This is a genomic window from Chitinophaga sp. (assembly GCF_039596155.1).
Taxonomy (GTDB): domain Bacteria; phylum Bacteroidota; class Bacteroidia; order Chitinophagales; family Chitinophagaceae; genus Chitinophaga.
Genome location: NZ_JBCNKF010000044.1, coordinates 1 through 15,533, shown reverse-complemented (window position 1 = coordinate 15,533; position 15,533 = coordinate 1). Strand labels below are relative to the sequence as shown.

Genomic DNA, 15,533 nt, shown 5'->3' with positions numbered 1-15,533 from the left:
AAAGCGGAAGGAATAGTCCTTCCGCAAACAGATACCTATACCAGATTGCTATAATTGACTACATACGCAAGTTAATTTCTTCAAAACGCAATAACATTAACATTCGTCATATCCCTGCTGACCAATCTCAATAAAACGGCCCGCCCTTTATCATTTTAATTTTTCCTCGCTTGAAATAACTTGTCCTGTATAAATACCCACGGCCATGACATCCCCCAATTATGCAACACTGAGCCCCGATTATCTGTTTGAAGTAAGCTGGGAAGTATGCAATAAAGTAGGAGGTATTTATACAGTGATCAGTACCAAAGCCGCCCTGATTCAACAACAACTGGGCGACAGGTACATACTGATCGGTCCTGACCTGATCAGACAAGAAGGAAAAACGCCCGCGTTTATCGAAGACAATACCCTCTTTTATCGATGGAAACTACAGGCTGCAAAAGAAGGACTAAATTTTAAAACCGGCCGATGGGATATTGAAGGTAAACCCATCGCTATTCTGGTAGACTTCTCCACCTTCTATAGTAATAAGAATGAGATATTCGGTGCCCTCTGGAACAGATACAGGCTGGATTCTATTACTGGTCAATGGGATTATATAGATCCTGCTCTATTTGGTTATGCAGCGGGAGTTGTCATAGACAGCTATTATAAATTTCATCTTAATGCCACGGATCACATTGTAGCACATTTTCACGAATGGATGACCGGGGCCGGCATCTTATATATTGAACAATATGTACCCCAGATAGCAACTATATTTACAACACATGCAACTATACTGGGCAGGGCGATTGCCGGCAGCGGTATGGCTCCTGACGTGCTACAACCCGAAAAGCAGGCAGCTGCATTTCACCTTACCGCAAAACATTCCCTTGAAAAAAATGCAGCGGGCAACGCAGACTGTTTCTGTTGTGTCAGCGAAGTTACTGCCCAGGAATGCCTTGCATACCTGGGTAAACCGCCTGATATAATCACACCTAATGGATTTAATCCTCCTATTCCCAATACAGCCAAACAGGAAAAACGCGATCTGCTACTCCACATCGCAGCTTCATTGCTGAAGGAACAGATTGCGCCCGATACAATGCTCATACTTTCGGCGGGGCGTTATGAATTTCACAACAAAGGGCTTGACATTTTGGTGGATGCCATGGGCGCTCTCAAACAGCGGCAGCTCCCCCATCCTGTTATCCTCTTCCTGTTTATACCTGCAGGACATACCGGTCCCAGGAACCTTCTTTCTGATGAGTCAGGACCACTCTCAAAAATCCTGACACACAATTTATATGCTCCTGATAAGGATCCCATTTGCCAAAGGTTACTTTTGCAGGCGCTAAACAATACGGACACTCCGGGTGTACGGGTTATTTATGCCCCTGTGTACCTGGATGGAAATGACGGTATTTTCAACCACACCTATTATGGGCTTCTACCTGCCTTCGATCTGGCTGTATTCCCTTCCTATTACGAACCATGGGGTTATACCCCTATGGAAACGCTGGCAAACGGGATATTTACCATCAGCAGTGATATGGCCGGTTTTGCACAGGCAGTGGGCAGCATGCCAATAGCAGACAAGAAAGGGCTTTGTATCATAAAACGTCGTCATACTAAAGATACGCAGGCTACCGAGGATATTGCCAACTGCATTGCCCGCTACCTGGAGCTACCAAAAGAAGAGCACGCGACACTCTCAGCAAGTGCCCGCTATATCAGTTCGCAGTTTACGTGGGAAAGAAGCATTCATACATACAAAAGTGCCTGGCAACTGGCATTGAGCAAAAGCGGGCACCGCGAATATCTTTTTCATGACAAGCCAGCTACGATGCCACCTGAAATTCAGGCTTCACGTAACCCTGAGCCAGCCTGGCGGGAAGTAAATATACTGGCAGCCACGCCGCAACATTTACATGAATTCTATCATGCTGAAAATGTGGCTGCGAAGAGTTACCCGTCTATCGCCTATTTCTGCATGGAATATGGTATTCATCCTGCGTTGAGAATATATGCCGGTGGTCTGGGTATACTTGCAGGTGATTATCTGAAAACCGCCAGTGATTTGAACATCCCCGTTATCGCCATCGGATTGTTCTACAGGCAGGGATATTTCAAACAGCAGATTACCGATAGCGGACAACAACTCCTGCTGAGAGAGCAGATAGATCCAACCAGTTTACCTCTGGAGGAAGTCAGGCATCACTGCGGAGATCCATTACAGATCAGTTTAAGTTTTCCGGGACGACAGGTATATATCAAGGCGTGGAAAGCACAGATAGGCAATAGTACACTTTACCTGCTTGATTCCGACACAAATAACAATTTACCTGATGACCGGCTTATCACTGCCCAGCTTTATCCCGCAGAAAAAGAATACCGGTTGCAACAGGAAATCGTACTGGGTATAGGCGGTGTTCATTTGCTGAAGGCATTAGGATTATCCATTGATATCTTTCATTGCAATGAAGGACATGCCGCCTTCCTTAGCCTGGCCCGTATCAGTCAGCTGATCGCCAACTCACATTTATCTTTTGCGGAGGCTGCTGAACTCGTGAGGTCATCCCAGTTGTTCACTACGCATACATCTGCTACAGCAGCGATGGACATGTATGATGAAACCCTGCTGCATAACTACCTGGCGCATATAGCAAAGGAATGCTTCATATCGTGGGAACAGCTTTTTTCATTAGGTACGGCCAACAACGATAAAGCATTTTCTATGTTCTGCCTCGCTGCCAGAACTTCGCAGCTGATCAATGCAGTCAGTTGTAAACACAAAGAAGTAACTGCCCGGTTATTGACGCCCCTCTGGAAAGACTACCTGGCAATGGACCTGCCTTTGACAGCTATAACAAATGGTATTCACCTGCCTACCTGGATCGCAGCTGAATGGCAACAACTATTCCGGCGTAAAGATATAGAACTGGTCAGGGGAAACGGGAACTGGGAACGATTAAAAGATCTTTCTGATGAAGAAATATGGTCGACCAGGATTGCCATAAAAAAAAGATGTATCACTCAATTGAAATTACGTCTATCCGAACAATCTAACAGACATCACGATTCCCCTGAAAAGATTAACAATGTACTGGCTCTTTTGCAACCAGATACTATGTTTATTGGGTTTGCACGGAGGATAACACATTACAAACGGCCCAACCTGTTATACTATGATGTTGATAGGCTCACGCAACTGCTCTCCTCCCCCGGTCAGCCGGTGGTACTCATAATAGCAGGAAAGGCGCATCCGGCAGATATTGAAGGACAAAAAATACTGGAAAAGATCTATAGTTTGACAAGCAATCCTCATATCCTGTTCCTGGAAGACTACGACCTGCAGACAGCACAGTTGATGACACAGGGAGTCGACTGCTGGCTGAACCTGCCTATCAGAGGTACTGAAGCATGTGGAACCAGTGGCATGAAAGCGCTCATGAATGGCGTGCTGAATCTCAGTACACCTGACGGCTGGTGGGCGGAATTGTATTCTCCGGAAACAGGCTGGACACTTTCTCCTCACTCCGTATCGGGGGATGAAGACGCGCCGGAACAGCATAAAGTGGATGCAGAAGAGTTATACAATCTGCTGGAGCACCACATTGTTCCGCTCTTCTTCAACAGGGATCAACATAGGATTCCCACAGGATGGACGACGATGATAAGAAATGCGCTTATACACAGTGGCCCCATTCTTTCATCAACAAGGATGATGGATGAATATTTTCGCTATTATAAAAAACTGTATGAGCATACGCTGGCATTGCGGATTGAAAACTATCAACGCACGAGATCTATCGTGGCATGGCAGGAAAAAATCAGTAAAGGCTGGCATAGTTTAAAGATCCTGCATGCAGATCCTGAAAAAGGGAAATGCCTTTCATCCAAGGCGGGAGACAGCATCTACACAGCCATTACTGTAGATCCCGGTACACTTTCGCCAGATGATATCGGGGCCGATGTAATATTTACCCCTAAACATGGAGATCAACAACAGGTATTCAAAAAAGAGTTATTGCTAACGCAGCGACATGAAGCCTGTGCGACATTTTCAGCACAGTTTTCACTGCTTACGAACGGAGAATACAATTTAACTTTCAGAGTGTATGCCCGGAATTATCTTCTCATGTTTAAAACAGAAGCTCCTTACGTGTTGTGGGCATAGCCATGCATATAACAGCAGTCAATGCTGATCAAATAACAGCTATCTGATTTAGTATTCAATTAAAACACATTCTCATGAAAACGAACGTTGGAAAAATTGACAGAGGTGTCCGGATTTTTATAGGTGCCGCAATAGTAGTACTTTTTTATGCCAATAAATTGACAGGACCCTCAGCATATGCGCTGATGATCATCGCCGGCATTTTAATAATAACAGGGCTTATAGGCTGGTGTCCATTATATGCGCTGTTAGGAATAAAAAAAACTTCATAACAATAAAATTAAGACCATGCATCAGAATTTCAGGACTTACTGGGGATTGCCATTTCTCCTGGGCCTTCTTTTCATGCTGGCTGGCGCAGGGATGGCAGTCCTTCCTTTCAAAACATATTACGCCCTCAGCTTAATTTTCAGTATCGGCTTTATAGTAAGCGGAATAACAGAAATCAGCATGGGAATTACAAAAGAGCAATTTTTGGAAAGCAAAATCTGGCGAATTGCCGGTGGAATTACAGACCTTTTCCTTGGTGTAATACTCTACCCGGGGTTCTCCATCTTCGGGCTTTCTTACCTGCTTGCTTTCTCGCTGATGTTTCGTTCGATCATCATGATGGGATTATCCTTTAGTCTGAGGTTATATGACGGGATTGGCTGGCTCTGGCTATTTGCTACGAGTATTTTATCTCTCCTCCTTTCAGTATTAATGATATGGGATCCGGACATTGCGGGCCTTAGTATTGGTATGTTTACAGGTCTGGCTTTCTTTGGAGTGGGCTTTTTTATCTTTTTGTTTTCCTTCCGCTTAAGGCGCATAGAAATTATTCATTAAAGAAAAGCTGTTCCAATGATAAAATTGAAACAGCATAAAAAAAATCTATTCATTACACTGCGAGTACTGCTATGCCGGTCTATCAAGGGTAATGGTATTCCTGGTTCTACCGGGACAGGACTTTTTATGTGAAGAAAAGCGGGATGCTAATGCTAAAATTTCAGCTTCATACAAATACCATCAATGACCCGGACCGGAGAAAAATTGATTTACCTTACCATGTTGCCATTGTTACTGAGGCATTGTTCAGCACTTGCTGAAACAATTTCTCGACATCTTCTTTGTGACATAGTCCTGTACCGGCATGCAGGGTCGCGGCGGTTCCACAGGCAATGCCATAGCGAACTGCGCCAAGAAATCCAGCACCTTTTGATAACTTAAGCACAATACCGGCTAACATAGAATCGCCCGCCCCCACTGTACTAATGGCTTTGACAAGCGGAGCCGGAATCATCACCTGCTCATCTCTGGTCACCAGTATACAGCCGGAAGCCCCCAGCGATACTACGACAGCAGCACTTTGTCCTCTATTGATGATTTGCCTGGCAGCCAGGTATACATCTGGTTCGGTAATGTGCGCATTTCCTGTTAGCGCACCCAATTCGGAGAGGTTAGGCTTAATAAGATACACGCCCTCTTTTAACGCGCATTCCAGCGCTTCACCCGCCAGGTCTATTACCAGTTTAGCTCTTCTCTTTTTCACAATACCGGCAATTTCACCTATCACAGCAGGAGGCATACCAGGGGGAAGACTTCCACTCACTACTATATAATCGTCATCTTTACATTTGCTGATAATATCAAGGCATGGCTGCCATTCCTTTTCACTTACTGTAGGACCAGGCATACCAAAGCGATATTGCTGCCCCGTTGACACATCCAGTACAACAAGATTCTCCCGGGTCCTTCCGCTAATGGTTACATTGATAGCGTCCAGGCGTTCTTTGTCGACAAGAGATGAAAAAAAGCGGCCTGAATAGCCACCAGACAAATAAACGGCTGTAGAATGATCACCAAGATTCTTAATTGCTCTTGATACATTAATACCGCCACCACCCGGTTCAAATACCGGAGGAGAACAGGCTAATTTCTTTTCAGGTACCAGGTGACCAATGGTGGTACTTTTATCAATAGCAGGATTGAAAGTAAAGGTGATAATACGATTCATAACACAGGTTTTATATTTATTAGCGAATCACATTCTACTGATTTCTTATGGCGTTTGAATTCTACACTGACTAATGGGGAATAATTAAATTTCCGAAGAACAGCAACCATCAAAAATGACTTTCATCATGCAGCGTTTTGACCCTCAATGACTACCGGGAAGAATATCAACAAAAAGGATGACTGATATCATTGATTTACAATGATAATGAAGGGTAACTTCATGTAGCATATAATGAAATTGGAATGTTATTATTATTTCATCTCTGCTTGTGCTATCCTTATATATAAGAATAAGTGCTGTTTAATAACCGACACACCGGAAAGATAGCAACGGTAATTGCTATCTTTCTCCTCAAAATTTTATATACAGGGAAGAGACAGGCTGCCGTACAGGTAGTTTCATTCACCTTAAAATTTCATTATTGAATTGCAACAGTAAAGCTGGTTTTACCATCCATTGAGCCTGTCACGCTTAAATAATTCGCATGAAAAATTTCAGTCAAATATTTTTCATCAAATGGAGTTTTAGGAGACCGGTACCCCTGGCAATTGTTCTCCCTTTACTACTTATATTATTCCCGGGCGAACAGCAAGCGCAACGTTTTATTGACACATCAGGCTATTATCGTCATGCCATGAGTTTACTGCATGACACTCCTACAATTGCCTGGCAATTTAAGCCTATTCCGCCGCTACGGGGTTCAATCTTACCTTATAAAAGAATTGTTGCATTCTATGGCAACCTGTATTCTCCCAATATGGGCATACTTGGAGCGTTACCGCCTGACAAAATGAAGGCGCTCCTATTAGCCGAAGCCAGGAAATGGGAAGAAGCTGACCCACTGTTTCCGGTACAACCGGCATTACATTACATTGCTATAACAGCGCAAAGAAACCCGGGGAAAGATAAGAAGTACCGGCTCAGGATGCCGGACCAGCAAATAGACAGTATCATCAAAATGGCGCGTGACATCCATGCTATTACATTCCTGGATGTGCAGGTAGGACATAGTTCCCTGCAGGAGGAGTTAATCACACTGGAAAAGTACCTGCAATTGCCGGATGTACACCTGGGTATAGATCCCGAGTATTCGATGAAAGATAATGCAGTACCCTGTTCGGAGATAGGGACCTTTGACGCATCGGATATCAATTATGCATGCAACTTTCTGCAGGCGCTGGTTGTAAAATATCAGCTACCCTCTAAGATCCTTATAGTACATCGATTCACGCAGGCCATGGTTACCCGCTACAAGGAAATAAAAATCAGTGACCAGGTACAGATAGTGATCAATATGGATGGATTTGGATTTCCTGCGAAGAAAAAAGATTCATATAAATATTTCGTGGCAAAAGAACCTGTTCAGTACACCGGGTTTAAGCTTTTCTACAAAAATGATATTACTCCGATCAGACAAACGATCATGCAGCCGGATGAAATACTGAGATTGTATCCAAGACCGGTTTACATACAATACCAATAACAATGGGCTATACAATCATCTACTTTTTATTTACTTATTACCTGTCATTCCAGGAAGTTCCGATATTGTGCTACCATAATATCAGCAAAGGCAATGGCGGCAAAGAAGATTTACTGCATATCAGTGAGCAGCATTTATATGAACAGCTGCAATATCTCTATGACAACGGATACGTCTCCATTACCCCTGACGAAATATATGCTTATAAAAACGGCGGGGCACCTCTGCCGGCCAAACCGATCATGATCACGTTTGATGACAGCCATTCGGAACATTATTCGATAGCCCTGCCTGCATTGAACAAATTTCATTTCAGGGGCGTATTCTTCATCATGACAGTGTGTTTGAACAAACCAGGCTGGCTCACTACCAGTGAAATAAAGGATATGTCGATGCAGGGGCAAATTATAGCTTGTCATACCTGGGATCATCCCAACCTGGCATTACATCCTGATTACAACAGTGAGGTAGAGCTGATAAAACCGAAGCAATACCTGGAGAATATAACCGGCAGAACGGTAAGTTATTTTGCGTTCCCTTATGGCGCCTGGAGTGAACAGGCTATTAAAGATCTAAAACAGGCAAACTATATTGCCGCTTTTCAGCTGGATAACCGGCATCAATTTATAGATACCAATTTTACGATCAGGCGTATCCTGGTGTCTGGTAAGTGGTCGGTATCAGATCTTCAAAAAGCAATTGACAAGAGGTTTTCACATGCTTATAATTAATGCGATTGCCTGTAAGCACCCATCCATGCAATACCTACACCTGCAGTAATTTCAGCAATGGAATGCGGTGGCAAGGTGCAGGTAACTTCCCTGACGGCCTGCGTCGAAAACGATATTTTCGCAGGCACAGCAGCTGTATTTAAGGATCTCCGTATTCGTACCGCCCTGTCATCTCTTCGATCGTAATTTTATAGACTACTGGTCGAATATTTGAATTGAAATGACCGTTATCATCTGCCATTTCAATGGCGGCTGCATGTTGTAGCTTTTTCGTTTCGGAATATTGCAGCAATCGGCTCATCAGGTATTTCATCGTATAAAACCGTTCCTTCTCGTCCAGGATCTCCTGATATTGTCCCCATATAATAACGCTTTCCCAGTGAGTAAGGCTGGTAACGACGTCTACCTCAAAACAGACCTGGGGGTTATTACGCATCATCGTTATTTTCATTCCTTCTGCGGAATGGGCGATAATCGCCTTACCATTGTAGGCATAACAGACGGGAACAACAAATATTCTGCTATTGCTACCGCATCCTATGCGACCCATCATGTTCTGCTGCAGGATGGTCTGCATTTGCTGGTCGGATAATTTACCTATCATACCACTATGTTTAGTGTCATAAGTTAGGCTGATTCAGAACAAATAACATTAACATTGGTCATGCGCAAAATTGACCCCGGCAATTTTTGTTTACTCAATGAGTAGCAAGAAAAAACATGTTCCGGTCGCTGTCAGGTGTGATGATAAAAGTGCCGACAGAAGGATACTGATTATAATGACTCATGTTTTTTATAAGAAAAACCGCTCTCTACCCGGAACAGGTCATTTGTAAAAAATTTATATTTATATTCTGAACCAAATGAGACAAAATATTTTCTATGAACTGGCTTAAAAACCTGGTGGGCAGACTCTATGCTGTATACGTGTTGATTATCTTCATCCTGTTTATGCTGATTTTCCTGCTCCCAATGTGGTTGGTATCGTTCTATTCCCTTAGAATCCGCTTACGCAAATTTGTCAAATTAGGGCGTCTCTGGTGCCGTCTTATGATGCCATTGGTTGGTTGTCCTGTCCGTACCAAAGGACGCGAAAATTTCGCCCCCGGACAGGCCTATATCATCGTCTGTAACCACAACTCCTTCATGGATATTCCGGCTACCTATGCGGGCATCCCGGGTAGTCATAAAAGTCTTGCAAAAAAGGAAATGGTAAAGACGCCTGTTTTTGGGATCATGTATAAGATCGGGAGCGTGCTGGTGGATAGAAAAGATCCGGCCAGCCGAAAACAAAGTTTTGTGGAAATGAAGGAAGTGCTGGAGAATGGCATCCACATGCTCCTGTATCCGGAGGGCACCCGGAACAAAACGGGGCAGCCCCTGAAGGAATTTTATGACGGAGCTTTTTCACTGGCTATTGAAACGCAAAAACCTATTTTGCCTACGGTGATATGGGGAACCAGGGAAATATTGCCCGCCGGTAAACCCTTCTTCGCGTGGCCACATAGGGTAAAAATGGAGTTCCTGCCGCCGGTTTCCTCCATTGGGTATAGTATGGATGACGTGGAGGAGCTGAAGGAAAAAGTTTTCCGCATGATGTGGGAGCGTTACCAGCAGGGATAAAAGGTAAAAAACATTTTTCCTGTATAAAACAAAAAGGCAGTCGTGTGAAAGACTGCCTTTTTTTATCCGGTAACGGACGTTGTGCTAGAGATCGTAGAAGGTTCGCGACCTGTTAATCCTCAGGTCTCTCAGGATACCGGCCTTCGGACTGATCGTGATACTAAACTGCCGGTAGGTACCGATTGGAATCAGATTTATTGACATTTGCCAACAGTGCAGGTCACGGGAAATATACATATTTGTATACCCTAGCTGGTTATTGATAAAGTCATAACCACTGTTTACCCCCACTTTCCATTTCGGTGTCAGGCTGAAGTCACCGCTAAAGGTCAGGTACTGTGTAAACGTCTTCACCACGCCACCTGAATCCGCAGAGATCGTATTACTGTAAGTCAGGCTATAGCTCAGATCCAGTTTCCAGGGAATATCGAAGTCTACATACTCGCCCGGATTTCGCTTAACAGCCTGTAGCTGACGTTGTTGTGCCTGGAAGGCAGCATCGGTGCTTTCTGCATTCTCTATATTATTGATCTGGTCTTGTTTGGCCTTTGCCTTTTTATCGGGAGAAGTCAGGGAAGTACTCAGCGCAATGGTTGCGTTTGATAAACGACCCGGGCTGAACTTACCGGTGTTCCATACATACTTGTCTATTCTCCGCCCCCTGTTATATACATAAGGGTCGATATTACCACTGGCGGTGATGTTTATCTTGTCAAACAGGTTTGTGCGGGCATATAAACTGAAAGTAGACAGTTTGAAGCTGTCTGCCAGCATGTTATAGGAACCATTAAAGCCAAAACCATCCAATAGTTTTACCTTTTTCTCCTTATTTGCAGACGTATCTTTTGCCGAGAACACCTTCATTTCCAGGTTATTATCCAAGCCAAAGGAAATGGACCCGGCCCTTCCCTCCGCCGGCACACCTACAGACGAACTGGTAAAGAAAGAAGCACGCTGGGAGGCGCTATCTCTGTTATAAAACAGGTTATAATAAGCATTACGGGCCAGATCAGGCTGTGCACTGATACTCAGTGTGGGGCGCATCACGTGACGGATGGCCTTTACCCTTGATCCTTTCGGGAACACATACATACCGTAAACTGCCGTTGACAATGAGATACTTGCACTTGCCTGACGGGCTGCAAAGAATCCCTGGGTATAGATGGTATCCAGACCGCCCAGCGAATCGATGCTCACACGTTTGTTAGGATTCCACCTACGCTCCGTCTTCTTGGTATACCAGTATTCAGCATAACTGATGCCCGGAGACAGGGTAAAGTTTTTAAAGACCGGGATGGTGAAGGAGATCGGAATATTTTGTTTCATGCCTGACTGCAACGCGTCCCACATCTTTGGCTTACCGAATACGGAATCTTTGAAACTCACGTTGTTAGCCAGTGTTGCGGTGTAGCCCACACCAAGTTTATGATACCATTTTGACTTTCCTATCAGTTCTTTTGGCTGGAATGGATACTGCGTATTCATGGAGAATGTCGCATTGGGGAAGGCAATCTGCACATCACGTGTACTCAGGTTCTGGGAGTGTGTAAGGCCGGATGTAAAGTTGAAGGGTTTGCCCTGCCAGGTTTTGGAGAAGCTGATAGAGGACCCGATATTATTGTTTACGCGGGTAGCATAATCGTATACGTTGTAGGTATTATAACTTGCCGTACCGAAGTTTACGTTGGCGCCAAAGTTCACGCCAGGTCTGGCTTTGCTGTCCATACTATGGTTCCAGGTGATCCTGAAGTCACGAGAGCGGCTAAACTCGGATTTCACGGATGGGTCACCGAAGCGGGTGTTGGCAAAGCTCAGGGTCATCCCACCATTGTAGTGGTAACGCTTGCGGTAGGTAGGGCTTGCGGTGAACGACCAGCTACCATAAGAATAGATATCTCCACGCATAGTGAGGTCAAAGTGTTCTCCCAGCCCTAGGTAGTAACCACCATTCTCCAGTCCCATCCCTTTTTGGGCATTTACCACATAGCCAGGTACCAGGATACCGGAACGCTGCCCCTGTGTGATGGGGAAGATGGCGAAAGGAATGAATAACGGGGTTGGAATCCCTTCAATTTCCAGGTTTGCCGGGCCGGAAATTACCAGTTTATCAGGAATGACCTTGATCTTACGGGCTCTGAACTGGAAGTGAGGGGTATCGAGGTTACAGGTGGTATAACCGTTTTTGAAACCAAAGATGCTATTATCAGGCAGGCGTTTGGTCTGTTCGCTATGCACATACCCTTCGCCGTATTGGGACTTGGTATTATAGATCTTTGCTTTCTTCGTTTCCATGGCGAAGCGCAGGGTATCGGAGTCGAATTCCTGTCCACCATCCTTGAAATGCGGGCGGCCAAATGGCTTATGGGCAGTATCCAGCGCGGTGGTGGCTTCCATAATACCTGTAGATTGCAGGTAAGTCATCCGCTCTGCAGTAATCTCCATTGTTTTATACTTGGTATTGGCGGTGCCATACATATAAAACTTTTTATCGGGAATTACGAGTATGATAGAGTCCTTTGCTTTGTAGGCGACAGGGGCATCCAGGCTATCTTTTGAAAGCTTGGGACCATGCAGGCTATCCACTCCGGTGGAGTCGGTCGTCATGCCTACAGTGTCTGTCCGGGCTGGAAGCTGTGTATCAGTTTTTGCAGGTTCCGGCGTTTTTAATGCAGGGGAACTGATATCCGCCCCTTTCGGCACGGTATCTGCGAAAATGTTGTAGGACACAGTGAGATTGGACCTCGGCGAGGCTAAACTGGTAAATATTACAGGAACGGCAATTAATATTCCTGCAATTACCAGGTATATCTGTCTCAAAAACTTTTTATAATTATTTTTGTAACTCGGGTGCATGTGTTAAGTGGGCACAAACCTACAAGTTTTTGTACAAATTATTGTCAATTGTAAAATGAAAAAGAGTGCTGCTTGATATTATTTAACACCTTATATTACGACGAAAGAAGGATTTTAAACGATGAATTACTTAAGAAAAACCAAGAACTCCCTGTAAACAAGTGATTGTGGAAGGAACCGGACAATACAAGATGACTGTGTGGATCCCGGCCCCATTGGAAAAAATTCGACTGTAATTCGCAATTATTTTTTTATTATGACTAACGCCCATTAAATTAAAATAAAAACTGAGTCATGCGCTGGAACCGATTTTGGATTTTTTTATGTTGTGCAACATTTTTTGGAAGTTTATTTCTTTATGCCAGGAACAAGCCTGAACCAGCAGGCAAAAAACAAAATCCGCCCTTAAGGACTATTATTATTGACCCGGGGCATAGTGCTACTACGCCCGGAGCAAAGGGTAGTTTTTCCACGGAGGAGCAGGTAACGCTGGATGTGGCCCTGAAACTGGGCAAGCTGATCGAAGCTAACATGAAAGACGTACGTGTGGTGTACACGAGAAAAACACCGGCGGCACTGGCAGGCTCGCTAAAAGCAGACCTGAATGAAAGAGCCAATATTGCCAACAGGGAAAAGGGAGACCTTTTTATTTCTATTCACTGTAATTCTGCAGGACCTACTCATAAAGTAACCGGCTACAAGACAGTCATGGTGAAGAAGGGAAAAAAGAAAGTGGCCACCAAAAAACCAATTTATTCAACTTCCCCAAGCACTGCTGAAGGTACTGAAACCTATGTATGGGCTACAGGAAAGAACAACGCCAAGACAGAATCCCTGCGTGAAAGCTCTGTAATCATGCTGGATGCTGAATCTGAGGGGGCCAATTCCGTGTTGGATATGTCTGATCCGGAGACCTTCATTTTGCTGAACACCCTTAGAAACGCTTATTTTGACCAGAGCCTTCGCCTCTCTTCCCTGATCGAAGATCAATTTACAGAGGTAGGACGAATCAGCCGGGGGGCCCGTCAGCGCGATGAAAAAGGGATCTGGGTGCTCCAGGCGACCGCCATGCCGAGTGTACTGGTCGAACTGGGTTTCATCTCGAACCCACAGGAGGAAAAATACCTGAACTCAGAAGATGGTCAGCAGGAAATGGCGCTGTGTATCTTTAAGGCGATCAAAAAGTACAAAGAAGAGCTGAACCGCTATGATGGTAGCCGTTCCGGCAACGAACAGCCTTCTTCGATCCAGAACAATGCTGCTACGACGAAAAATAAGTCGATTTACAAACCAGCAACCGGCAGGGAAATCGTCCGCAATACTTCCTCACAGGCAGCTAAACAATCTTTTGATGTACAGTTGCTTGTGACCGAAAAGACCTATACAAGAGGAGCTACCATATTTAATGGTATGCACGGAACGATCAGAAAATATTCGTATGTAAAGGATAGTAAGAAGTTAAATAAATACATCTGGGAAAACTTCAGAACTGAAGCCGAGGCCAAAGCTGCATTGCAAAAAGCAAAGCAGCTTGGCTTTCGCCAGGCTTTCGTTATCAATAAGGATGCGTCCGTAGGTAGTTCAAAATCAACATCTCCGGTACAGTTGGCTAAAACCAAGTCGATCAGCAAACCGCCTGACTATAAATATAATATACAACTCCTGGTCACAGATAAGAAGTATACCCGCTCCGCCCCCATCTTCAGCAAATTAGACGGTTATATTAAAAAACAGCCCGTATCTATTAATAATAAGACATTGAACAAATACGTGTGGGGCACTTTTGCTTCTATTAGTGAAGCGAGGTCCGCACTCTCCCTTGCCAAGAAAGCTGGATTCTGGAACGCCTTTATAATGGATCCTGAGCAAAATACCCTCGCCCAACGTTAACTCCTCCCCTCGCCCCTTAGTGTTTTTAACCCAATGTACCGTTCCCCCAACTTGTTCCAACCCGATCATTTCCAACACTTCATATTATATTTACATTTTTTAAATATTAGTTAAACCCGGTGAGGCATTTGCAATTGACAATCAGGATCTGATTGCCGGCATCCTTTTTTGGTTATTTTTGCAAGTACGTAATGTATTCATATGCTAAAAGCATCAAACGAAACTACGATCGGTATCCTGGCTGCAGTAGCCATCGCAATGCTGATTTCAGGTTGTGATTTTTTAAAAGGTAAAAACCCTGCTGCGCACAGCAAGACTATTTATGTTGTATATAAAGGCGTAAATGACCTGCAACCTTTCATTGCTGTACAGGTAGATGGACTCGTGGTAGGTCAGGTAGCCAGGCTGGAAGTAATGGATAAGCATGCAGGCCGCACTCTCTTAACACTGACTATCAGGAAGAAGATTGATATTCCGCGCAATTCTGTTGCCCGCATTGCCAGTGATGTATTGGGCACAAAGACCGTACAGATCGATTTTGGTAACGCGAACGATTACCTTAAAGACGGCGATACGATATATGCAGCCCCCGATGGTTCTGTAACAGATGCCCTGAATGAACAGCCGAACCCATTGGTACAAAAGCAGGAAGGGACACCGGGATCTGTAGCCTCTCTGCTTATGACCGTAAACTCCATCTTTGACACCACCACCAAGGGGAACCTCAGGGAAGCAATTGGGCATCTGAATGCCACTATGGGTAACTTTACCCGTACCTCCGCATCCCTG

The 15,533-nt window shown here is 44.5% G+C and carries 11 protein-coding genes; 7 read left to right on the top strand and 4 right to left on the bottom strand.

Going from position 1 to position 15,533, the window contains the following annotated elements:
• Positions 1–205 precede the first annotated feature (205 nt).
• Positions 206–4,165, top strand: coding sequence for an alpha-glucan family phosphorylase (glgP, locus tag ABDW33_RS29005; protein WP_343693593.1), 3,960 nt, complete (start codon positions 206–208; stop codon positions 4,163–4,165).
• 288 nt (positions 4,166–4,453) lie between these two features.
• Positions 4,454–4,993 carry a DUF308 domain-containing protein gene (locus tag ABDW33_RS29000; protein WP_343693592.1) on the top strand — a complete coding sequence of 180 codons (540 nt, stop codon included), beginning with the start codon at positions 4,454–4,456 and terminating at the stop codon, positions 4,991–4,993.
• Between the two features lie 214 nt (positions 4,994–5,207).
• Here ABDW33_RS29000 and ABDW33_RS28995 read toward each other — a convergent pair whose 3' ends face one another.
• Entirely contained in the window at positions 5,208–6,161 is a 954-nt protein-coding gene (locus tag ABDW33_RS28995) for a 1-phosphofructokinase family hexose kinase (protein ID WP_343693591.1), read from the bottom strand.
• 637 nt (positions 6,162–6,798) lie between these two features.
• Between ABDW33_RS28995 and ABDW33_RS28990 the strand changes: the two genes are divergently transcribed.
• Together ABDW33_RS28990 and ABDW33_RS28985 are read left to right on the top strand one after the other, a co-directional pair.
• A complete protein-coding gene (locus ABDW33_RS28990; protein ID WP_343693590.1) occupies positions 6,799–7,647 on the top strand; it encodes a hypothetical protein in 849 nt (282 codons plus the stop codon).
• A gap of 2 nt (positions 7,648–7,649) precedes the next feature.
• Positions 7,650–8,378 (top strand): polysaccharide deacetylase family protein, encoded by a 729-nt coding sequence (locus ABDW33_RS28985; RefSeq protein WP_343693589.1) that lies wholly within the window; start codon positions 7,650–7,652, stop codon positions 8,376–8,378.
• On the opposite strand, the gene ABDW33_RS28980 is transcribed toward ABDW33_RS28985, so the two are convergent.
• Both ABDW33_RS28980 and ABDW33_RS28975 read right to left on the bottom strand, forming a co-directional pair.
• The gene (locus ABDW33_RS28980) at positions 8,375–8,506 is read right to left on the bottom strand and encodes a hypothetical protein (RefSeq protein WP_343693588.1); all 132 of its coding nucleotides are present in this window, start codon (positions 8,504–8,506) and stop codon (positions 8,375–8,377) included. The genes ABDW33_RS28985 and ABDW33_RS28980 overlap by 4 nt on opposite strands.
• A gap of 11 nt (positions 8,507–8,517) precedes the next feature.
• Positions 8,518–8,982 (bottom strand): pyridoxamine 5'-phosphate oxidase family protein, encoded by a 465-nt coding sequence (locus tag ABDW33_RS28975; protein ID WP_343693587.1) that lies wholly within the window; start codon positions 8,980–8,982, stop codon positions 8,518–8,520.
• A 278-nt stretch (positions 8,983–9,260) separates the two neighbouring features.
• Here ABDW33_RS28975 and ABDW33_RS28970 point away from each other — a divergent pair, with 278 nt between their 5' ends.
• Complete coding sequence (locus ABDW33_RS28970; protein ID WP_343693586.1) at positions 9,261–10,001, top strand: lysophospholipid acyltransferase family protein; 741 nt, start codon at positions 9,261–9,263, stop codon at positions 9,999–10,001.
• An 84-nt stretch (positions 10,002–10,085) separates the two neighbouring features.
• Here the strand turns inward: ABDW33_RS28970 and ABDW33_RS28965 are convergent, their stop codons facing one another.
• Complete coding sequence (locus ABDW33_RS28965) at positions 10,086–12,818, bottom strand: putative LPS assembly protein LptD (protein ID WP_343693585.1); 2,733 nt, start codon at positions 12,816–12,818, stop codon at positions 10,086–10,088.
• Positions 12,819–13,148: 330 nt separating this feature from the next.
• On the opposite strand from ABDW33_RS28965, the gene ABDW33_RS28960 reads away from it, so the two are divergent.
• Both ABDW33_RS28960 and ABDW33_RS28955 read left to right on the top strand, forming a co-directional pair.
• Positions 13,149–14,744, top strand: coding sequence for an N-acetylmuramoyl-L-alanine amidase (locus ABDW33_RS28960; RefSeq protein ID WP_343693584.1), 1,596 nt, complete (start codon positions 13,149–13,151; stop codon positions 14,742–14,744).
• Between the two features lie 201 nt (positions 14,745–14,945).
• A partial coding sequence (locus ABDW33_RS28955) for an MlaD family protein (RefSeq protein ID WP_343693583.1) occupies positions 14,946–15,533 on the top strand: 588 nt, incomplete at its 3' end.